This window comes from Nocardioides flavus (ex Wang et al. 2016), assembly GCF_014653115.1.
Taxonomy (GTDB): Bacteria; Actinomycetota; Actinomycetes; order Propionibacteriales; family Nocardioidaceae; genus Nocardioides; species Nocardioides flavus.
This window is the reverse complement of sequence record NZ_BNAD01000012.1, coordinates 68,007-88,644: the sequence shown is the minus strand read 5'-3', so window position 1 is coordinate 88,644 and position 20,638 is coordinate 68,007. Positions and strand designations below refer to the sequence as shown.

Genomic DNA, 20,638 nt, shown 5'->3' with positions numbered 1-20,638 from the left:
GATGCACGGATCCACACCGGACCCAGGGTCTGATCCCCGCCGCTTCGCTGGCGTCGTCCTCGTCGACCGTCGGGGGTGGATCCTGCTCCAGGAGCGCGACGAGCACGCCCCCATCGACCCCGAGAAGTGGGGCCTGGCGGGCGGCCACGTCGACCCCGGGGAGGACTTCGAGCCGGCGGCGCACCGCGAGCTCGACGAGGAGACCGGCGTACGTCTGCCCGCCGGAGCGCTGCACCTGTTCCGCGAGTTCGTCGTCGACCACCGCAAGGCCCACGGCACGTGGGACGTGATGCAGGTCTTCGCCGCCGCCACCGACCTCACCGACGCCGACATCGACTGCCAGGAGGGACGGCAGATCGTCTTCGTCGACCCGCAGGTCGCGCGTGGCCTCGACCTGTCCTCGGCCGCGTCCCTCATCGTGCCGGCCTTCCTCGACAGCCCGCTCTACGCCAGCATGGCGCCATGACCGGATCCCGCTCCGCCTTCACCGTCCACCCCGTTCCCTCGATGGGCGCCGAGGACGTCGTCGTCTCAGGCGACGGCCTGGTCCTCACCGGCACCGAGGACGGAGCGATCTGGGAGCTCGACCCGGCGACCGGCAGCACCCGGCTCGTCGCCGACACCCGTGGCCGTCCGCTGGGCCTCGAGCTCCTGCCCGACGGCCGGCTGCTGGTCTGCGACGCCGTGCGCGGGCTGCTGCAGGTCGACCCCGCGACCGGCGAGGTCGAGGTGCTCGTCGACCGGGTCGAGGGCGAGCCGATGAGGTTCTGCAACAACGCCGCGGTCGCCGTCGACGGGACCATCTGGTTCAGCGACTCCTCGCGGCACTTCGGCGTGGACCGGTGGAAGGACGACTTCGTCCAGGACACCTGCACCGGCCGGCTCCTGCGGCGCGACCCCGACGGCACGGTCTCGGTCGTCCTCGACGGGCTGCGGTTCGCCAACGGCGTCGCGCTCGCGGGCGACGAGTCGTTCGTCTGCGTCGCCGAGTGCCGTGGGCGCACCGTCGTACGCCTGTGGCTGACCGGGCCGCGCGCGGGCGAGCGCGACCACCTCGTCACCGACCTGCCGGGCTATCCCGACAACATCAGCCGCGGCAGCGACGGCCTTGTCTGGGTGGCCGTCGCCAGCCCCACCGACGGCCTGGTCGAGCGCCTCGGGCGGGCTCCGATGGTGCTGCGCCGCGCGATGACACGGATCCCCGAGGCGCTGCAGCCGAAGCCGAAGCAGACGATCCGGGTGCAGGCCTACGACGACGCCGGCCGCCTGGTGCACGACCTCGATCTCCCGAGCCCGGAGGGCGGGTCCGGCTACCACATGGTCACGGGCGTGCGGGAGCACGACGGCAGGGTGTGGATGGGGAGCCTCCACGAGCCGGCGGTGGCGGTCCTCGACCGCCCATGAAATAGACTCCTGCCCCATGGCCCTCCTCGACTCGATCGCCTCCCCGCGCGACCTCCGCGACCTCTCGGCGGAGCAGCTCGACGAGCTGGCCGCCGAGATCCGGGACGTGATGATCCGCACGGTGGCGACCAACTCCGGCCACCTCGGCCCCAACCTCGGCGTGGTCGAGCTGACGCTCGCCATCCACCGCGTCTTCGACTCTCCGCGCGACCGCGTCGTCTTCGACACCGGTCACCAGTCCTACGTCCACAAGCTGGTCACCGGCCGCCACGCCGACTTCGCGACGCTGCGCAAGGAGGGGGGCGTCAGCGGCTACCCGAGCCAGGCCGAGTCCGAGCACGACATCGTCGAGAACTCGCACGCCTCCACGTCGCTGTCCTACGCCGACGGGCTCGCCAAGGCCTACGCCATCCGGGGCGAGGACCGACACGTCGTCGCCGTGATCGGTGACGGCGCGCTCACCGGCGGCATGGCGTGGGAGGCCCTCAACAACATCGCCATCGCCAAGAACAGCCGCCTGGTGATCGTCGTCAACGACAACGAGCGCTCCTACACCCCGACGATCGGCGGCCTGGCCACCGCACTCACCTCGCTGCGCACCAACCCCCGCTACGAGCAGGTCCTCGACCTGGTCAAGAAGCGGCTCAACCAGGTGCCCGGCGTCGGGCACGCGGCGTACGACGCACTGCACGCGGTGAAGAAGGGCATGAAGGACGCCCTGGCCCCGCAGGGCCTCTTCGAGGACCTCGGCCTCAAGTACGTCGGCCCGGTCGACGGGCACGACCGGGCCGCGATGGAGCAGACGCTGGCCAACGCCAAGCGCTTCAACGGCCCCGTCATCGTCCACGCGATCACCCGCAAGGGGCAGGGCTACGACCCGGCGCTGCGCCACGAGGCCGACCAGTTCCACGCGCCCGGCCCCTTCGACGTCCAGACCGGCGCGGAGAAGCCGAAGGGCAGGATCTGGACCGACCACTTCTCCGAGGCGATCGTCGAGCTCGGAGAGCGGCGCGACGACGTCGTGGCGATCACCGCGGCGATGATGCACCCGGTGGGGCTCGACGACTTCGCCCGCAAGTTCCCCGAGCGCACGTTCGACGTCGGCATCGCCGAGCAGCACGCCGTCACGTCGGCGGCCGGCCTCGCGATGGGCGGCCTGCACCCGGTGTTCGCGGTCTACGCGACCTTCCTCAACCGTGCCTTCGACCAGGTCCTGATGGACGTCGCGCTGCACAGGTGCGGCGTGACCTTCGTCCTCGACCGCTCGGGTGTCACCGGCGACGACGGCGCCAGCCACAACGGCATGTGGGACATGTCGATCCTCCAGGTCGTCCCGGGCCTGCGGCTGGCCGCGCCCCGCGACGTCACCCGGCTCCACGAGCTGCTCGACGAGGCCGTCCAGGTCGACGACGCCCCCACGGTGGTGCGGTTCCCCAAGGGGCCCCCGCCGGAGGACGTGCCCGCGATCGACCGCGTCGGCGGGGCGGACGTCCTGGTCCGCAGCGGCGAGCAGGACGTCCTGCTCGTGGCCGTCGGCTCGATGGCCACCACGGCGGTGGAGGTCGCGGCACGACTCGCCGACCAGGGCATCGGAGTGACGGTGGTCGACCCGCGCTGGGTCAAGCCCGTCGACCCCGCGATCGTCGACCTCGCCCGCCGGCACCGGCTGGTGGTCAGCGTGGAGGACAACGGACGGGTCGGCGGCTGTGGTGCCGCGCTGCTCCAGACGCTCAACGACGAGGGCGTGCGTACGCCCTTCCGCCTGCACGGCATCCCGCAGGAGTTCCTCGACCACGCCAAGCGTGACGCGATCCTGGCGCGCATCGGCCTCGACGCCCAGTCGCTCACCCGGGCGATCGTCGAGGACGTCGCGGCGCTCGACAGCGGCCTCACGCTCGTGGCGTCGGACCACCCGGCCTGAGCCGGCCGGTCACAGGTCGCGCTGGACGGATCCGGGCTCCTCGCCGCGGAAGCGGCTGATGTTCCAGATCGCGACGGCCAGGCCTCCCCAGAGGACGGCCATGGCGATCAGCATCATGACGACGGCTGCTGCGGACATCAGGAGCTCCTCTCGTCCTGCGTGACGATGGTCTCGGGGTCCTCGAGCGGGGTGGTCTCGCGCCACGGCAGGCGCGCCGCGACGAAGCCGAGCACCAGGACGGCGCCGGCGAGGCCCCAGCCGAGGGTGTTGAGCATCCACGTCGGGTAGCCCTCGTAGGGGACCTGCAGGTTGTCGACGAGCTCGTTGACGAGGATGAAGACCAGGGCCGCGGGAGCCACCACGCTGATGAGGACCTCCCACGTACGGCCGAGCTGCACCGAGCCGTTGCGGTTGAGGTGGTCACGCAGCAGGCCCGTGCGCCGGAACACCCACGCCAGCGCGAGCATGCTCGCCACGGCGACCAGGAGGATCCCGAAGCGGTTGATGAAGTGGTCGACGATGTCGAGGACGTAGACGCCCGTCGTGGTGCCGAGCAGCACGATGCTGAGCAGCGCCGCCGGGACGCCGACCGCGAGGGACGCCGCGACGCGGGTCAGCTCGAACTTGTCGCGGACCGCGGAGATGACGACCTCGATGACGCTCACCAGCGACGTGACGCCAGCGACGACCAGGGAGCCGAAGAACAGGATGCCGATGAGGGCCCCGGCCGGGGCCTCGTTGATGATCGCGGGGAAGGCGATGAAGGCGAGGCCGAGGCCGTCGGTGGCCACCTCGTCCACCCCCACGCCCGCGGCGGTCGCCATGAAGCCGAGCGCGGCGAAGACGCCGATGCCGGCCAGCAGCTCGAAGCCCGAGTTGGCGAAGCCCACCACGAGCCCGGAGCCCGTCATGTCGCTGCGACGGCCGACGTAGGAGGCGTAGGTGATCATGATGCCGAAGCCGACCGACAGCGAGAAGAAGATCTGCCCGTAGGCGGCGATCCACACGCTGGTCTCGGTCAGGGCGCTCCAGTCGGGGGAGAACAGTGCGTCGAGTCCGGTCGCGGCGCCGTCGAGCGTCAGCGCGACCACCACCAGCGTGATGAACGCGACGAAGAGGATCGGGATGAAGATCGTCGACGCGATCCCGATGCCCTTCTGCACGCCCAGGACCATCATGGCCAGCACGGCCACCCAGACCAGCACCAGCGGGACGGTGACGCCGCTGACGAAGTCGAGGCCGACGCCGGGGTCACCGGCCTGCAGGTAGGAGCCGAAGAGGAAGCCCTCGGGATCGTCGCCCCACGCCTTGTCGAACGAGAACATGGCGTAGCGCGCGGCCCACGCGATGACGGCGGCGTAGTAGACCGCGATGACGAAGCAGATGCCCACCTGCCACCAGCCCAGTCCCTCGGCCGCGCGGTGCGCCCGCCGGAAGGACAGCGGCGCCGACCCGCGGTAGCGGTGCCCGAGGCCGTAGTCGAGCAGCAGGAACGGCAGTCCGGCCGTGAGGAGGGCGATCAGGTAGGGGAGGATGAACGCCCCGCCGCCGTTCTCGTAGGCGACGTAGGGGAAGCGCCAGATGTTGCCCAGGCCGACGGCGGAGCCGATGGCGGCGAGGATGAACACCTTGCGCGAGCTGAAGCCGCCGCGCTGCTGCTCGGCGTGGTCGAGTTCCTGGCTCACGGTGCCTCCTGACGGACGACGACGGACGACGCCCAGCATGGCAGAGGCCCGACACGACGAACGCCCCGCCCAGCGGTGAGTGAGACACGTTCTGCAGGCCGAGAACCTGCGTCACTCACCGCCTGGCGGGGCGTACGTGGCCAAGCGGTGAGTAAGACATCATTCGCGCGCTCGGAAGATGCCTCACTCACCGCTCAGCGGTGGATCAGTGGAACCGCTTGCCCGTCGCCTTCTCCGAGATGCCCTTCACGTCGAGCATGAAGGTCAGCCCGCCGTTCCAGAACGAGAACCCGGCACCGGTGATCATGGCCAGGTCGATGTCCTGCGGCGCGGCGACGACGCCCTCGTCGAGCATCAGACGGGCCTCCTCGGCCAGGCCGGCGAGGGTCTTCTCCCGCACCTCCTCGGCGGTCAGGACGACCGGCGAGGCGGGCTTCTCGAGCATCGCCTCGACCTCGGGGTCGAGGTTGCCGTCGGGACCGTAGTAGGCCGGCTTGCGCGCCGCCACGATCCGCTCGAGGGCGGGGGAGACGTAGAACCGCTCCGGGAAGGCGCGCTGGAGCGTCTCGTTGTTGTGCAGCGCGATAGCCGGGCCGACCAGGGACAGCAGCACGAACGGCGGCATCGGCGCGATGCCGGCGAAGGCGTTGTCGGCGACCGAGACGGGCGTGCCCTCGTCGACGATGCGCCCGACCTCGCTCATGAAGCGCCCGAGCAGGCGGTTGACGATGAACGACGGGCTGTCCTTGACCAGGATCGAGGTCTTCTTCAGCGCCTTTCCGGTGGCGAAGGCCGTCGCGAGCGTGGCGTCGTCGGTGGCGTCGCCCTTCACGATCTCCAGCAGCGGCATCACCGCGACCGGGTTGAAGAAGTGGAAGCCGACGACCCGCTCGGGGTGCTCGAGGTCGGCGGCCATCTCGGTGATCGACAGCGACGAGGTGTTGGTGGCCAGCACGCACTCGGCGCTGACGACCTTCTCCACGTCGGCGAAGACGGTCTTCTTGACCGACATCTCCTCGAAGACGGCCTCGATGACGAAGTCGGCGTCGCCGAAGGCGACCTGCTTGTCGGTCTCGCCGGAGACCAGCGCTTTGTGGCGGTTGGCCTTGTCCTGGTTGATCCGGCCCTTGGCGAGCAGCTTGTCGATCTCGGCGTGGACGTAGGCCACGCCCTTGTCTGCGCGCTCCTGGTCGAGGTCGGTCAGCACGACCGGCACCTCGAGCCGGCGTACGAAGAGCAGCGCGAGCTGGCTGGCCATCAGGCCGGCGCCGACGATGCCGACCTTGGTCACCGGGCGGGCCAGCGACTTGTCGGGCGCGCCGGCGGGTCGCTTGGCGCGCTTCTGCACCAGGTCGAAGGAGTAGAGCGAGGCGAGGAGCTCGGCGGTCTGCGACATCGCCTCGAGGGCGTCGTCCTCGGCGGCGAAGCCTGCGTCGCGGTCGCTGTCCCGCGCGGCGGCGATCAGCTCGACGGCCTTGGCCGCGGCCGGGGAGGCGCCGCCGGTCTTGGCGGCGACGATGCCCTCGGCCCGCTTGACGGCGGCGTCCCAGGCCTCGCCGCGGTCCACCTCCGGGCGCTCGACGACGGTCTCGCCGCGCAGGACCGAGGCTGCCCACAGCAGCGACTGCTCGAGGAAGTCGGCGCCGTTGAAGACCGCGTCGGCCAGCCCGAAGTCGTACGCCGCCTGCCCGCCCAGGGTCTTGCCCTGGTTGAGCGGGTTCTCGACGATCAGCGTCACCGCCTTGTCGGCCCCGACGAGGTTGGGCACGAGCCACGCTCCGCCCCAGCCGGGGACCAGGCCGAGCATGACCTCGGGCAGGCCCAGCGCGGGTGCGGAGTCCATGACGGTGCGGTAGGTGCAGTGCAGCGCCACCTCGAGACCGCCGCCGAGGGCGAGGCCGTTGATGAAGCCGAACGACGGCTTGCCACCCTCGCCCAGCTTGCGGAAGACGGCATGGCCGAGCTCGGCCACGATCCGCACGGCGTCGGGGCCGCCGCCCTGGATGGAGGTGAGGTCGGCACCCGCGGCCAGGATGAACGGCTTGCCCGTCACCGCGAGGGCGTCGATCGAGTCGTCGGCCAGCGCCGCGTCGATCGCCTCGTCGAGCGCGAGGAGCGACGCCGGGCCGAAGGTGTTGGGCTTGGTGTGGTCCTCGCCGTTGTCGAGGGTGATCAGGCCGATGGTCGCGCCCGGGAGCGTGACCGTGCGGAGGTGGGCCTGCGTGACGCGCTCGGCGTCGGAGACGATCGCCCGCGCGCGCTCGAAGATGCTGGTGGTGCTCACTTGTCGTCTCCCTCGTTGTCGCCGGCGCCGGTCCAGTGCGGGTTCTCCCAGATGACCGTGCCGCCCATGCCGATGCCGATGCACATGGTGGTGAGTCCGTAGCGGACCTCGGGACGCTCCTCGAAGGCGGCCGCGAGCTGGTTCATCAGGCGTACGCCGGACGAGGCCAGCGGGTGGCCCATCGCGATCGCGCCGCCGTAGGGGTTGACCCGGGCGTCGTCGTCGGCGATGCCGTAGTGCTCGAGGAAGGCGAGCACCTGCACGGCGAAGGCCTCGTTGACCTCGAAGGCCTCGATGTCGTCGATGGTCAGCCCGGCCAGCCTCAGCGCCTTCTCCGTGGCGGGGATGGGGCCTGCGCCCATCACCTCCGGCTCGACGCCGACGAAGGCGTAGGACACCAGGCGCATCTTGACCGGGAGGCCGAGCTCGCGCGCGGTCTCCTCGTCGGCGAGCAGCGCAGCCGTGGCGCCGTCGTTGATGCCGGCGGCGTTGCCTGCGGTCACGTTGCCGTGGGAGCGGAACGGTGTCTTGAGGGCGGCGAGCGACTCGAGGGTGGTCTCGGGGCGCATCGGCTCGTCGGTCGTGGCCAGGCCCCAGCCTGCGTCGGCCGAACGGGTCGCCACCGGCACGAGGTCGGGCTGGATCTTGCCGGCGTCGTAGGCCGCCTTGGTCTTCTGCTGGCTGCGCACGGCGTAGGCGTCGACGCGCTGCTTGGTGATCGTGGGGTAGCGGTCGTGCAGGTTCTCTGCGGTCTTGCCCATCACGAGCGCGTCGGGGTTGACGATGCGCTCGGAGAGGATGCGCGGGTTGGGGTCCACGCCCTCGCCCATCGGGTGGCGGCCCATGTGCTCGACGCCGCCGGCGATGGCCACGTCGTAGGCGCCGAACGCGATGCCCGACGCGGTGTTGGTCACCGCGGTCATGGCGCCCGCGCACATGCGGTCGATGGAGTAGCCGGGCACGCTCTGCGGCAGGCCGGCGAGGAGCGCGGCGGTGCGGCCGATGGTGAGGCCCTGGTCGCCGATCTGGGTGGTGGCGGCGATGGCGACCTCGTCGACCCGCTCCGGCGGGAGGGACGGGTTGCGGCGCATCAGCTCGCGGATGCTCTTGATGACGAGGTCGTCGGCGCGCGTCTCGGCGTACTGGCCCTTGGCCTTGCCGAACGGGGTGCGCACGCCGTCGACGAAGACGACCTCACGCTGGGGACGGGGCACTGGCTACTCCCAATGGTCTCGGGTGGAACGAGGGGGACAGGGTGAGGTCACGTTACCCTCCAGTAACAATGCCTGCCCACAGGGGCGGGTGTGTGTCGGGTCACCCGTGGGCACGCCCTACGCTGGGCACATGGCGGACCGACTCGTGCACATCGTCGACGACGCGGAGGTGCTGGCCGACGCCGGTGACCTCACGCTGGTGGTCGTGCTCACCGGGTTCCTCGACGCCGGAAAGGCCGCCGAGCTCGCGGCCGCGCACCTCGCCGACCTGTCCGAGGGCAAGGTCGTGGCGACCTTCGACGTCGACGCGCTGCATGACTACCGCGCCCGGCGTCCGCCCATCACGTTCATCCGCGACCGCTACGCCGACTACGAGGCGCCCAGGCTGGTCGTCCGGGCGCTGCGCGACACCGGCGGCACCCCCTTCCTGCTGCTCGCCGGCCCCGAGCCCGACACCCGGTGGGAGGGCTTCGCCCGAGCCGTGCGCGAGGTCGTCGAGCACTTCGGCGTGTCCCGGACGGTGAGCCTCGGCGCGGTGCCGATGGCGGTCCCGCACACGCGACCCATCGCGATCACCCCGCACGCCAACCGCCCCGAGCTCGTGCCCGGCGAGAGCCCGTGGCAGGGCGAGCTGCGGGTGCCGGCGAGCGCCCAGGCGCTGCTCGAGGTGCGGCTGGGGGAGTGGGGCCTCGACGCCCTCGGCTTCGTGGCGCACATCCCCCACTACCTCGCCCAGATGGAGTACCCGCAGGCGGCACTCGTGCTGCTGGAGCACCTCGAGATCGGCGGCCACCTCACCATCGACCTCGGCGAGCTGCGCGAGGCGGCCGAGATCACCGAGGCCGAGGTCGACCGCTACCTCTCGACCCACGACGAGGTCGGCGACGTCGTGCGCGGGCTGGAGCAGCAGTACGACGCGTTCCGCGAGGCCGAGGCCAACGGGTCCTCGCTCCTCGCCGGGGACGAGCCGCTGCCCACGGGGGAGGAGATCGGCAGCGCCTTCGAGGCGTTCCTGGCCGATCTGGACGACCGTCCCAAGGACAGCGACGACGACACCTCCGGCTGGGACGGCCGCTGATGGCCGGCTCCGCGGCCGAGCTCGCGACCCTGCTCGACCTTGAGCGCCTCGAGGTCGACCTGTTCCGCGGCGCGCAGGCGCGCACCGAGCGCCAGCGTGTCTTCGGCGGCCAGGTGGCCGCGCAGGCCGTCGTCGCGGCGACCCGCAGCGTGGACCGCGACTTCGTGCTGCACTCGCTGCACTCCTACTTCCTGCGCCCGGGCGACACGGCCGTGCCGATCGTCTACGACGTCGAGCGGATCCGCGACGGCCGTTCGTTCGTCACCCGCAGGGTCTCCGCCCGCCAGCACGGGCGCCCGATCTACTACATGACCGCCAACTTCCAGGTCCCCGAGGCCGGGCTGGAGCACCAGGACCGGATGCCTGACGTGCCGGCCCCTGAGCAGGGGATGCCGCTCGTCGACCTCGCGCGTGAGCGCGGGCCGGAGGCCGCTGAGCACTGGGAGCGCGAGTGGGCCGCGCTCGACATCCGTCACGTGGGCATCACCGGCCAGGGGCTTCCCGAGGACCCCGAGCACGCTGCCCGGGCGCGGCTGTGGATCAAGGTCGACGGCACGCTCGCCGACGACGCGACCGTCCAGCAGGCGGCCTTCACCTACGCCAGCGATCTCACGCTGCTCGGCGCGGCGCTGGTGCCGCACGGCATCCACATCGCCTCCCCGCGGCTCCAGCCGGCGTCGCTCGACCACACCATCTGGTTCCACCGACCCTTCCGGGCCGACGAGTGGTGGCTCTACGACCAGTTCTCGCCCTTCGCCGGAGGTGCCCGTGGCCTCGCCCTCGCCCGGGTGTTCTCCCTGTCCGGCGAGCTCGTCGCCACGGTCGCCCAGGAAGGTCTGATCCGGCTGCGCGACGAGCGTCGCTAGGACGTACGTCCCACCAGGTGGGGGGACCCGTCCACCGGGTCGGTGAGCGCGAACGTCCAGCCCGTGTCGTCCTCCCTCGCGGCGAAGGCGACGGTGCCCGGCAGCAGCACCGGCTTCTTGAACGCCGCCTCGACCGTCACTGCATCGGGCAGCCGGTTCTCGATCGCCGCGACCGAGCGCGCCAGCGTCCACATGCCGTGCGCGATCTGGCGGGGGAAGCCCAGCGCCTTCGCGGTCAGCGCGTAGAGGTGGATCGGATTCGCGTCGCCGGAGACCGCTGCGTAGGTGCGTCCCAGGTCGGGCGGTAGGCGCCACTCGACGCCCCCCGTCGGCGGGTCCGGCACGACCAGGCCGGGCGCGACCTCACCGTCGATCGTGCGGCCGCGGCGCAGGTAGGTCGAGGTCGACTCCCAGGCGGTCTCGCCGTCCGCGCCGACCGTGGTCACGAAGTCGAGCAGGACCCCGCGGGCGTGGGGCCGTGGCGCACCGACCGTGGTCGCCACGGCGAGCTCCTCGCCGACCGCGACCGGACGGTGGGCGGTGATCGTGTTGGCGACGTGCACCATCCCGATCGCGGGGTAGGGGAAACCAGGGTCGCCCATGATCGCGACGTGCAGGGGGAAGGCGAGCATGTGCGGGTAGGTCAGCGGCACGACGTCACGGCGCGGGAACCCGCACACGCCGGCGTACGCCTGGACGCGCTCGCGCTCGACCACGGCGTGCTCGCGCCGGTAGGTCAGCCCGTCGAAGTCGCCGGGCCGGACCTTGCGCACGCCCGGCAGCCGGTTGACGCCCGGGACGACGGGCAGCGCCACGCGGACCAGGGTGGCGAGCCGTCCGGGCTCGTCCTGGAGGATCCTGGTCCCGCTCATCAGGCGCCCAGCATCATCTGGCCGCACACGCGTACGACGTTGCCGTTGACGGCGCCCGACCCGGCGCTGGCGAACCACGCGATCGTCTCCGCGACGTCGACGGGCAGGCCGCCCTGGGACATCGCGTTGAGGCGCTGGCCGACCTCGCGGGTGGCGAACGGAACGGCTGCGGTCATCTGCGTGATGATGAAGCCGGGGGCCACGGCGTTGACCGTGATGCCGTCGTCGAGCTCCTCGCGCAGGCTCTCCACGAGGCCGATGACACCGGCCTTGGAGGTGGCGTAGTTGGTCTGCCCGACGTTGCCCGCGATCCCGGCGATCGAGGCGACCCCGACGATCCGGCCGCTCGCGTTGACGACGCCGGCGTCGAGGAGCTCGCGGGTGATCAGCTCGGGGGCGGTGAGGTTGACGGCGATGACACTCTCCCAGCGGTCCGCGGCCATGTTGGCGAGCTTCTTGTCGCGGGTGATGCCGGCGTTGTGCACGACGACGTCGACGCCGCCGTGGTGCTGGCGCAGGTGGTGGGCGATGCGCTGCGGCGCGTCGCTCGCGGTGATGTCGAGGACGAGGTGGTCGCCGTCGAGCTCGGCCATGAGGGTTTGCAGCTCGCTCGCCGCCTGGGGCACGTCGACGCCGACGACCGTGGCGCCGTCGCGGTGCAGGACGCGGGCGATCTCCTCGCCGATGCCGCGGCTCGCGCCGGTGACCAGGGCGACCTTGCCGGCCAGCGGCCGGGTCCAGTCGGCCACCTCGTCGGTGGTCGTCGCCCCGTGGGCGCCGATCCGCACGACCTGCCCCGAGACGTACGCCGACTTGGGGGAGAGCAGGAACGCGAGCGTGGAGGCGATCGCGCCGTCGGCGGCGGGCGCGACGTACACGAGCTGGACGGTGCCGCCCCGACCGATCTCCTTGCCGAGGCTGCGGGTGAAGCCCTCGAGGGCCCGCTGGGCGATGCGCTCGGAGCCGGTGCGCTGCTCGGGCGGGGTGCCGAGCACCACGACCCGGGGGCAGGTCTCGAGCCGGCGCATCAGGGGCGTGAAGAACTCGTGGAGCGCCACCAGCCCGGCGGTGTCGGTGATGCCGGTGGCGTCGAAGACGAGCGCCTTCGCGCGGGCGCCGTCGTCGAGCGTGCGGGTCGAGGCGATGCCGAGGCCGTCGAGCGTCGTGGGCAGCGCCTCGCCGAGGCGGCCGTCGCCGCCGATCACGACGAGCCCGTCCACCAGGACGTCGCCGCCGGACCAGCGCTCGAGCGCGGTCGGGTTGGGCAGTCCGAGGTTCTTGACCAGCAGCTGACCGATGGAGGTGGACACGAAGTCCTGGTAGCGATCGCTCATGACGTGGGGGCCTTCCGGTCGTATGGCGGACGAAGACATGCAGCTCGAAGACATGCAACTCGGTGTGCAACTCGGAGTCCACCATTCGTGACGTGGCCCTCATACCGTTGGCGCCGAGCACCTCACCGGCAAGGATATGGACATGCAGCCCACCACTCGTCACGTCGCCGTCCTCGGCGGCAACCGCATCCCGTTCGCCCGGAGCAACACCGTCTATGCCGGGGTGTCCAACCAGGAGATGCTCACCGCCGCCATCGACGGGCTCGTGGACCGCTTCGAGCTGCGCGGCGAGCGGCTCGGCGAGGTCGTCGCCGGCGCGGTGCTGAAGCACTCGCGCGACTTCAACCTCACCCGCGAAGCGGTGCTCGGCTCGCGCCTGGCCCCCGAGACACCGGCCACCGACATCCAGCAGGCCTGCGGCACCGGGCTCCAGGCGGCGATCCAGGTGGCGAACAAGATCGCGCTCGGCATCATCGACGTCGGCGTCGCGGGCGGCACCGACACCACCTCGGACGCCCCGGTCGCGATCAGCGACAAGCTCCGCCGCAAGCTCATGAAGGTCAACTCCGCCAAGGACACCGTCTCGCGGCTCAAGGCGCTCGGCGCGATCCGCCCCGGTGACATCGGGCTCGACGTCCCGCAGAACGGCGAGCCGCGCACCAGGCTCTCGATGGGCGAGCACGCCGCCCTGACCGCGCTGGAGTGGCGGATCACGCGTGAGGCCCAGGACGAGCTCGCCGCCCGCTCGCACCACAACCTCGCGCGGTCCTACGACGAGGGCTTCCACGACGACCTCGTCACACCCTTCCGCGGCGTCGAGCGCGACAACAACATGCGCCCGGACTCGTCGGTGGAGAAGCTCGCCGCGCTCAGGCCCGTCTTCGGCAAGGGTTCGGCTGCGACGATGACCGCCGGCAACAGCACGCCGCTGTCCGACGGCGCCTCCGCGGTGCTGCTCTCGAGCGACGAGTGGGCCGAGGAGCGCGGTCTCCCCGTCCTGGCGCACCTCGTCGACGCCGAGACCGCCGCCGTCGACTACGTCAATGGCCACGAGGGGCTGCTGATGGCGCCGGCGTACGCCGTCCCGCGGATGCTGGAGCGCAACGGGCTCACCCTCCAGGACTTCGACTTCTACGAGATCCACGAGGCGTTCGCCTCACAGGTGCTCGCGACCCTCGCGGCCTGGGAGGACCCGGTCTTCTGCGAGCAGCGACTGGGCCTCGAGGCGCCGCTGGGGGCGATCGACCGCGACCGGCTCAACGTCAACGGCTCCTCGCTCGCGGCGGCGCACCCCTTCGCCGCCACCGGTGGCCGGATCCTCCCGGTCGCCGCGAAGCTGCTGGCCCAGAAGGGCGGTGGCCGCGCGCTGGTCTCGATCTGCGCCGCGGGCGGGCAGGGAGTCGTGGCGATCCTGGAGCGCTGAGCGGGCACTTCCTGCCGATACACGCCAGGCTGACGGGCACGAGGTGCCCGGTCGAGGTGCCTGACGGGCAGGAAGTGCCCGGTCACCTGTAGTGTCAGGGCCGATCGACATCCTTTAACGAGCCGTCCCGTGAGGCGGAGAAGGAGGTCCGGCGCGCAGATGCCTGCCCCCGACGAAGCCGTTCCCGACCCCGCGAGCGACCGTGCGGTCCGCACCGTGCTCGACGCCCGTGACATCTCCCGGGCGCTGACCCGGATCTCCCACGAGCTGCTCGAGCGCAACAAGGGCGCCACCGACCTGGTGCTGCTCGGCCTGCACACCCGCGGCGTGCCCCTGGCCCGGCGCATCGCCGAGCGGATCGCGAGCGTCGAGGGCGCTCCGGTCGCCGTCGGCGAGCTCGACGTGACGATGTACCGCGACGACCTGCGCTCGCAGCCCACCCGGCGCGCCCACCGTACGGCGCTGCCACCCTCCGGTATCGACGGCAAGGTCGTCGTGCTGGTGGACGACGTGCTGTTCTCCGGCCGGACGATCCGCGCCGCCCTCGACGCGCTCGCCGACCTCGGTCGCCCGGCGGCCGTACGCCTCGCCGTCCTCGTCGACCGCGGCCACCGCGAGCTGCCGATCCGCGCCGACCACGTCGGCAAGAACCTGCCCAGCGCCCTCGCCGAGCGCGTCAGCGTGCGCCTCAGCGAGGTCGACGGCACCGACGAGGTGACGATCTCGTGAAGCACCTGCTCTCCATCGACGAACTGTCGACCGACGAGATCCTCCAGCTCTTCGAGACCGCCGCCGACATGCACGACGTGCAGGGCCGCGAGGTCAAGAAGCTGCCCGCGCTGCGCGGGCGCACGGTCGTCAACATGTTCTTCGAGGACTCCACGCGCACCCGCTCCTCCTTCGAGATCGCCGGCAAGTGGCTCTCCGCCGACGTGATCAACGTCAGCGCCAAGGGCTCGAGCGCCTCGAAGGGTGAGAGCCTGCGCGACACCGTGCTGACCGTCTGCGCGATGGGCGTCGACGGCCTGGTGATCCGCCACCCCGCGAGCGGTGCCGCGGTGCAGGTCAGCCAGTGGGTCGACGCGGCGGTGATCAACGCCGGCGACGGCATGCACGAGCACCCCACCCAGGCGCTGCTGGACGCCTACACCCTCCAACGCCACCTCGGCTCGCTCGAGGGCCGTCACGTCGCGATCATCGGCGACCTCACCCACAGCAGGGTCTTCCGGTCCAACGTCCAGTGCCTCACCCGGCTGGGCGCGCGGGTCACGGTGGTGGCGCCGCCCACGCTGATGCCGAGCGGCATCGCCGCGTGGTCTGCCGCGGCCGGGTTCGAGACGTCGTACGACGCGGACTCCGTGCTGCCCGACGCCGACGCGGTGATGATGCTGCGCGTCCAGCGCGAGCGGATGTCGGGTGCGTTCTTCCCGAGCGCCCGCGAGTACACCGTGGGCTACGGGCTGACCCGCAACCGGCTCGCCCTGCTCAAGCCCGACGTGCCGATCTGCCACCCGGGACCGATGAACCGCGGCCTCGAGATCGCCGCCGACGCCGCCGACGCGGCCCAGTCGGTGGTGCTGGAGCAGGTCTCCAGCGGCCTCGCGATCCGGATGGCCGTGCTCTACCACCTGCTCGCCGGATCGTCCGAAGGAGGAGTCGCCTGATGTCGCTGGTGATCAAGGGGGCCTCGCTGCTCGGCGAGGAGACCGTCGACCTGTTCGTCGACGACACCGGGACGTTCGTCGACGCAGCGCCGGCCGGCGCCGAGACCGTCGACGCCTCGGGTCTCGTCGCGCTGCCGGGCCTCGTCGACCTGCACACGCACCTGCGCGAGCCGGGACGTGAGGACGCCGAGACGATCCTGACCGGCTCCCAGGCCGCCGCGCTGGGCGGCTACACCGCCGTCCTGGCAATGGCCAACACCAGTCCCGTCACCGACACCGCCGAGGCAGCGACCCGCGTGTGGGAGCTCGGGCGCGAGGCGGGCCTCGTGCACGTCCAGCCGGTCGGCGCCGTCACCCGGGGCCTGGCCGGCGAGGAGCTCGCCGAGCTCGGCCTCATGCACCGCTCCCGCGCCCGCGTCACCGTCTTCTCCGACGACGGGAAGTGCGTCCACGACGCCCGCGTCATGCGGCGGGCGCTGGAGTACGTCAAGGCGTTCGGCGGCGTCGTCTCGCAGCACTCGCAGGACCCGTCCCTGGCCGGACCGGCCGCGTGCTGCCACGAGGGCGAGCTGTCCGGCCGCCTGGGCCTGCCCGGCTGGCCCGGGATCGCCGAGGAGGTCGTCGTCGCGCGCGACGTCATGCTGGCCCGGCACACCGGGTCGCGGGTCCACGTCGCCCACGTCTCGACGGCCGGGTCGGTCGAGGTGATCCGCTGGGCCAAGGCCCAGGGCATCTCGGTGACGGCCGAGGTGACGCCGCACCACCTGCTCCTCACGACCGACCTGCTCACCGGCTACGACCCGACCTACAAGGTCAACCCGCCCCTGCGCCCGCAGGAGGACGTCGCGGCGCTGCGTGCGGCGCTCCTCGACGGCACGATCGACGCCGTCGCCACCGACCACGCCCCGCACGCGCGCCACGACAAGGAACACGCGTTCGTCGACGCGGCGTTCGGGATGCTCGGCCTCGAGACGGCGCTCGGCGTCGTCCGTACGGCCCTGCCCGACCTGTCGTGGGCCGACGTCGCGCGGGTCATGTCGGTGGCCCCGGCCCGGATCGCCGGCCTCGCCGGGCAGGGGCAGCCGCTCGCTCCGGGCAACCCCGCCCATGTCGTGCTCGTCGACCCCGACGCCACGGTCACCGTCGACCGCGACGCCTCCGCCTCGCTCTCGCGCAACAACCCCTGGCACGGCCGTGCGCTGACCTCTCAGGTGGTGCACACGGTGTACGCCGGGCGCCTCACCGTCCGCGACGGGGCCCTGGCGCAGGCGGGTGCCCTCTCGTCGTGAGGACCGCGGTCGTGGTGGTGGACGTCCAGCGAGGGCTGGTGGAGGGTGGCGCGGCCGTCTCCGGCGCCGCCGCGTTCACCGCCCGGATCGACGAGTTCCTCGGACGTGCCCGAGCTGCCGGCGTCCCGGTGGTGCACCTGCAGGACGACGGCAGTGCACCCGGGGCCCTTGTCCGGCGGGGCTCGGAGGGCTGGGAGCTCGCACTCGGTGTCGCTGACGGTGAGGCGGTGCTGCCCAAGGCCGAGGACGACGGCTTCCGCGACACCGACCTCCACCAGACGCTGCAGTCGTGGGGTGCCGACCGCCTGGTCGTCGTCGGGATCCAGTCGGAGATGTGCGTGGCGGCGACTGCACGCGGCGCCCTCGACCGCGGCTACGCGGTGGTGCTGCCCCGCGAGGGCCACACGACGTACGACATCCCGGCCGACGAGGCAGGTGGCGCAGCCGTGCCGGCCGCACTCGTCGCGCGGGTGGCCGAGTGGTCGCTCGGCGACACGGTCGAGCTCCCGCAGAGCCTCGACGAGGTCGCCTGGACGTGACGCGGGTCAGCGGCGCTCGCGGCGACGCAGGTCGAGGACGTTGCCCTCGCCGCGGTCGCGGACCGTCGTACGGCCGCGCGCGACGGTGACGACGTTGGCGTCCCCGGTGAGCACCAGCCGATCGGCCCGCTTCAACCGCAGCGCGTTCGCCTGCCCCGTGATGCGGACCCGGTAGGCCTTGCGTGCGGTCACGCCGTCGGTGCCGCGGAGCCGGAGCACGTTGACCGTGTCGGCGGTCAGCGAGGACCCGGTGCCGGTGAGCTCGGCACGCTCGACGATTCCTGCGACCGAGACACTCGACCCGGCCCCGGCCAGGACGAGAGAGGTGAGGGACGGGGTGCTGACGGTCGTGCCCGCGCCGAGAACGACCAGGTCGTAGACCGGCCTCGCGTCCACGGCGTTGCCGGTGCCCTCGATGACCAGCCGGGTCGCCGACGGCATCGTGACGGTGGCGTCGTCGGCGGTCACCCGCACGACACCGCAGGTGCCGCGCAGGTCGTAGGCCACGCCGTCCCACGCCAGCACGGTCTCCGAGCCGACCTCGCACTGCACCGGGACGGTGAGCCCGACGGCACCCGCCGGTGCGGCGGGCAGGGCGAGGAGCGGTGCGGAGACCAGGGCGGCGGCAGCGGCACGGAAGTTCACATACCGACAGTACGCAGACGTGGGCCGGACGTCGCCGTGGGATGAGTCACACCCCTCGGGCGCGACCCGTCGTGGGGTCGCGGTCGGTGAGGCAGTAGACCTGACCGCCGGGAGCCTCGAGGACGGTCCAGTGGTCGCGAGCGGCGATGACCGTGGCGCCGAGGGCCCGGTGCCGGTCGGTGTCGGACACGCGGTCGGCGGACGCGAGGTCCGGGTGGGCGCGTACCCGTCCGTCCTGCTCGCCGAGTCGCTGGAGGAGCAGGCGCAGCTGCCCGTCCTCGACGAGGCGGACGAGCTCGGGACGCCGGCCGACCTCGGGTGCACGTCCGGTGAGCGCCGCCCAGAACGCCACCTCGGCCTGCCAGTGCGCGGCCGGGATGTCGAGGCAGACCTGGTCGAGGACCGTGGAGCCGTCCCGGACGAGCTCCGGCTCGCCCTCGACGAGCGTCTGGCAGAACACGAAGCCTCCGGGGGAGCGCATCACCTCGACGTCGTGGTAGGTCCAAGCAGTCGTCGCCCCGAGTTCTCGGGCCCGCTCGGTGGCAGCAGGACGGTCCCCCGAGTCGAGGTCGAGGTGCACCCCGGCCCGTGCGCCGACGGCTTGCATCTTCACGTGGGCGGCGCCCTGCGGGGGCTCCAGGGTGAGGAACTGGTCACCCTCGCCGCGGCGCGCGGAAGGGCGCCCGCCCGTCACCGCGGACCAGAACGCCACCGCGTCCTCGAAGCGGTCGGCAGGCGTGTCGAGGAAGACCTGGATCCAGGCCGGTCGCGCGGTCATCCGGCGATGGTGGCACGACATAGGGTCGAGGGGTGAACGACTTCCCGCCCGTCGTCCCGCTGCTCGAGCACACGGTGCTCGACGCCGTCCACGAGCGCGTCCTGTCCCTCGGCGGCGAGCTGCGGCTGGACCGGACCGACGACGCCGAGGAGCCGCTGCGCGCGTACGCCAGCCCGGCGGGGCACGTGTTCTGCGTCTTCGTCGCCTGAGCCGGACCTGCCTCGGCCATGCGCGCGATCACGCGAGCCCGAGGGCCCGCGCCTCCTCCCAGAGGTCGTCGCGCACGCTGGGGTGCGCGGCGCGCTCGATGAGGTTGCGCGCCTGGGTGCGCTCGTCGCGTCCCCACATCCAGGCGATGCCCTGCTCGGTGACGACCGCGCCGTGCTGGAAGGATGTCACCGGCTCGTCGACGAGCGGCACGATGGTCGACACGTCGGCCTTGGGGTGCCAGCTGCGCAGCGCCATGAACGCCCGGCCGCCGGGGGAGTGGCTGGCGCCGACGGTGAAGTCGGTCTGGCCGCCGAAGCCGCTGTGGATCCGGGCGTTGATCCGCGACGCGTTGGCCTGGTCGAAGAGGTCGACCTGGAGGGCGGTGTTGATCGAGGTCATCGCGGGCTGCTGGGCGATCTCGGCCGGCGAGTTGGTGGTCTCGGTGCGCAGCATCCGCACCCGCGGGTTGTCGTCCACCCAGTCGTAGAGCTCCTGGCTCCCGAAGACGAAGGACGTGCGCACCGGTGTGCCGCGGTCGAGCGCGCCGGCCTCCTCCAGGACCAGGACGCCGTCGCTGAACATCTCGGTCCAGATCTTCAGGCCGCGGCGCTCGAGCACCCCGGCGATCGTCGCGTCGGGGACCTCGCCGATGCCCGCCTGCAGGGTGGCGCCGTCGGCGATCTCGGCGGCCACCCGCGAGCCGATGAGCCGCGCGTCCTCGCTGGGCGCACGGGCGGCGTGCGTCGTCAGTGGCGCGTCCACCTCGACGCCGAGGTCGATGTCGTCGACCGACAGCACCGCGTCGCCGAAGGTCCACGGCATCCGCGGGTTGAGCTGCGCGACCACCAGGGCGCCGCGCTCGCGGGCCGCCTCGATCGCTGCGGGCAGCACGTTGACCTCCAGCCCGAGGGACACCTGCCCGTCGCGTGGCAGCGTCGTGTGCACGACGACCACGTCGGGGGCGAGCGGGCCGCTGAAGAGCCGCGGCACCATCGAGAGGCGGCACGGGACGTACGACAGGCGCGGGTGACGCCTGAACCCGGGGCCGACGAAGGTCGTCTCCGGGATCACGCCGTCGTGGAGCGGCAGGTCGGGCTGGGCGTTGAGGGCGTGGAGCCGTACGGCGGGCAGCTCGGCGAGGAGCGGGCCGAGCAGGGTGATCGGCGAGGCGAAGTTGCCGCTGGTGACGACGCGCGGCACCTCGATCGGACCGCAGTGCTGGTGGACGGCCGTGACGGCCCGGGCGAGGTCGACGACGTGCATGGGCACAGCGTGCCAGTCGCCGGAGAAAAATCGTTGGGCCCTCCGACCCGCTGCGCCTAGGCTGTTGGTCATCATGTGGATCCAGGACTGACCCGACTCGCGTCCGCGGCGGCGCCCCCTTCGACGGCGGAGCGCCCACAGGCCCGGCGAGTCCCTCTCCTGATCGTGA

The 20,638-nt window shown here is 72.1% G+C and carries 20 protein-coding genes; 11 read left to right on the top strand and 9 right to left on the bottom strand.

What is annotated here, in order from left to right:
* The first annotated feature begins 1 nt into the window (after position 1).
* The 3 genes from IE200_RS16685 to dxs are packed head-to-tail and all read left to right on the top strand — an operon-like array spanning position 2 to position 3,325.
* Positions 2–466 (top strand): NUDIX domain-containing protein, encoded by a 465-nt coding sequence (locus IE200_RS16685; RefSeq protein ID WP_191280609.1) that lies wholly within the window; start codon positions 2–4, stop codon positions 464–466.
* Positions 463–1,404, top strand: a complete 942-nt coding sequence (locus tag IE200_RS16680; protein WP_191280608.1) for an SMP-30/gluconolactonase/LRE family protein — start codon at positions 463–465, stop codon at positions 1,402–1,404. The genes IE200_RS16685 and IE200_RS16680 overlap by 4 nt, the downstream gene beginning before the upstream one ends.
* Positions 1,405–1,420: 16 nt before the next feature.
* Entirely contained in the window at positions 1,421–3,325 is a 1,905-nt protein-coding gene (gene dxs / locus IE200_RS16675) for a 1-deoxy-D-xylulose-5-phosphate synthase (protein ID WP_191280607.1), read from the top strand.
* A gap of 9 nt (positions 3,326–3,334) precedes the next feature.
* Here the strand turns inward: dxs and IE200_RS16670 are convergent, their stop codons facing one another.
* The 4 genes from IE200_RS16670 to IE200_RS16655 all read right to left on the bottom strand — a co-directional run bounded on the left by IE200_RS16670 (position 3,335) and on the right by IE200_RS16655 (position 8,508).
* On the bottom strand, positions 3,335–3,463 hold the full coding sequence (locus IE200_RS16670) for a methionine/alanine import family NSS transporter small subunit (protein WP_191280606.1): 129 nt from the start codon (positions 3,461–3,463) through the stop codon (positions 3,335–3,337).
* The gene (locus tag IE200_RS16665; protein WP_229856694.1) at positions 3,463–5,010 is read right to left on the bottom strand and encodes a sodium-dependent transporter; all 1,548 of its coding nucleotides are present in this window, start codon (positions 5,008–5,010) and stop codon (positions 3,463–3,465) included. Before IE200_RS16665 ends, IE200_RS16670 begins: the two co-directional genes overlap by 1 nt.
* 205 nt (positions 5,011–5,215) lie before the next feature.
* Positions 5,216–7,294, bottom strand: coding sequence for a 3-hydroxyacyl-CoA dehydrogenase NAD-binding domain-containing protein (locus IE200_RS16660; RefSeq protein ID WP_191280604.1), 2,079 nt, complete (start codon positions 7,292–7,294; stop codon positions 5,216–5,218).
* Complete coding sequence (locus IE200_RS16655; RefSeq protein WP_191280603.1) at positions 7,291–8,508, bottom strand: thiolase family protein; 1,218 nt, start codon at positions 8,506–8,508, stop codon at positions 7,291–7,293. Before IE200_RS16655 ends, IE200_RS16660 begins: the two co-directional genes overlap by 4 nt.
* Before the next feature lie 130 nt (positions 8,509–8,638).
* Here IE200_RS16655 and IE200_RS16650 point away from each other — a divergent pair, with 130 nt between their 5' ends.
* Together IE200_RS16650 and IE200_RS16645 are read left to right on the top strand one after the other, a co-directional pair.
* Positions 8,639–9,586: a proteasome assembly chaperone family protein gene (locus IE200_RS16650; RefSeq protein ID WP_191280602.1), complete on the top strand. Its 948-nt coding sequence runs from the start codon at positions 8,639–8,641 to the stop codon at positions 9,584–9,586.
* Positions 9,586–10,452 (top strand): acyl-CoA thioesterase, encoded by an 867-nt coding sequence (locus IE200_RS16645; protein WP_191280601.1) that lies wholly within the window; start codon positions 9,586–9,588, stop codon positions 10,450–10,452. The genes IE200_RS16650 and IE200_RS16645 overlap by 1 nt, the downstream gene beginning before the upstream one ends.
* On the opposite strand, the gene IE200_RS16640 is transcribed toward IE200_RS16645, so the two are convergent.
* Positions 10,449–11,324 (bottom strand): MaoC/PaaZ C-terminal domain-containing protein, encoded by an 876-nt coding sequence (locus IE200_RS16640; protein WP_191280600.1) that lies wholly within the window; start codon positions 11,322–11,324, stop codon positions 10,449–10,451. The genes IE200_RS16645 and IE200_RS16640 overlap by 4 nt on opposite strands.
* Complete coding sequence (locus IE200_RS16635; protein WP_191280599.1) at positions 11,324–12,658, bottom strand: 3-oxoacyl-ACP reductase; 1,335 nt, start codon at positions 12,656–12,658, stop codon at positions 11,324–11,326. Before IE200_RS16635 ends, IE200_RS16640 begins: the two co-directional genes overlap by 1 nt.
* Before the next feature lie 142 nt (positions 12,659–12,800).
* Here IE200_RS16635 and IE200_RS16630 point away from each other — a divergent pair, with 142 nt between their 5' ends.
* The 5 genes from IE200_RS16630 (at position 12,801) to IE200_RS16610 (ending at position 17,573) form a co-directional block, all read left to right on the top strand.
* The gene (locus tag IE200_RS16630; protein WP_191280598.1) at positions 12,801–14,081 is read left to right on the top strand and encodes an acetyl-CoA C-acetyltransferase; all 1,281 of its coding nucleotides are present in this window, start codon (positions 12,801–12,803) and stop codon (positions 14,079–14,081) included.
* Positions 14,082–14,240: 159 nt separating this feature from the next.
* Positions 14,241–14,810 (top strand): bifunctional pyr operon transcriptional regulator/uracil phosphoribosyltransferase PyrR, encoded by a 570-nt coding sequence (gene pyrR / locus IE200_RS16625; protein WP_191280597.1) that lies wholly within the window; start codon positions 14,241–14,243, stop codon positions 14,808–14,810.
* A complete protein-coding gene (locus IE200_RS16620; protein WP_191280596.1) occupies positions 14,807–15,745 on the top strand; it encodes an aspartate carbamoyltransferase catalytic subunit in 939 nt (312 codons plus the stop codon). Before pyrR ends, IE200_RS16620 begins: the two co-directional genes overlap by 4 nt.
* Positions 15,745–17,034, top strand: a complete 1,290-nt coding sequence (locus IE200_RS16615) for a dihydroorotase (RefSeq protein WP_191280595.1) — start codon at positions 15,745–15,747, stop codon at positions 17,032–17,034. The genes IE200_RS16620 and IE200_RS16615 overlap by 1 nt, the downstream gene beginning before the upstream one ends.
* A complete protein-coding gene (locus IE200_RS16610) occupies positions 17,031–17,573 on the top strand; it encodes an isochorismatase family protein (protein ID WP_191280594.1) in 543 nt (180 codons plus the stop codon). The genes IE200_RS16615 and IE200_RS16610 overlap by 4 nt, the downstream gene beginning before the upstream one ends.
* Positions 17,574–17,579: 6 nt before the next feature.
* Here IE200_RS16610 and IE200_RS16605 read toward each other — a convergent pair whose 3' ends face one another.
* A complete protein-coding gene (locus IE200_RS16605) occupies positions 17,580–18,218 on the bottom strand; it encodes a DUF3060 domain-containing protein (RefSeq protein WP_191280593.1) in 639 nt (212 codons plus the stop codon).
* Positions 18,219–18,264: 46 nt separating this feature from the next.
* Entirely contained in the window at positions 18,265–18,996 is a 732-nt protein-coding gene (locus IE200_RS16600) for a VOC family protein (RefSeq protein WP_191280592.1), read from the bottom strand.
* Between the two features lie 32 nt (positions 18,997–19,028).
* On the opposite strand from IE200_RS16600, the gene IE200_RS16595 reads away from it, so the two are divergent.
* On the top strand, positions 19,029–19,205 hold the full coding sequence (locus tag IE200_RS16595) for a VOC family protein (protein WP_191280591.1): 177 nt from the start codon (positions 19,029–19,031) through the stop codon (positions 19,203–19,205).
* Positions 19,206–19,233: 28 nt separating this feature from the next.
* Here the strand turns inward: IE200_RS16595 and IE200_RS16590 are convergent, their stop codons facing one another.
* Positions 19,234–20,469 (bottom strand): acetyl-CoA hydrolase/transferase family protein, encoded by a 1,236-nt coding sequence (locus tag IE200_RS16590; protein WP_191280590.1) that lies wholly within the window; start codon positions 20,467–20,469, stop codon positions 19,234–19,236.
* Between the last annotated feature and the right edge of the window lie 169 nt (positions 20,470–20,638).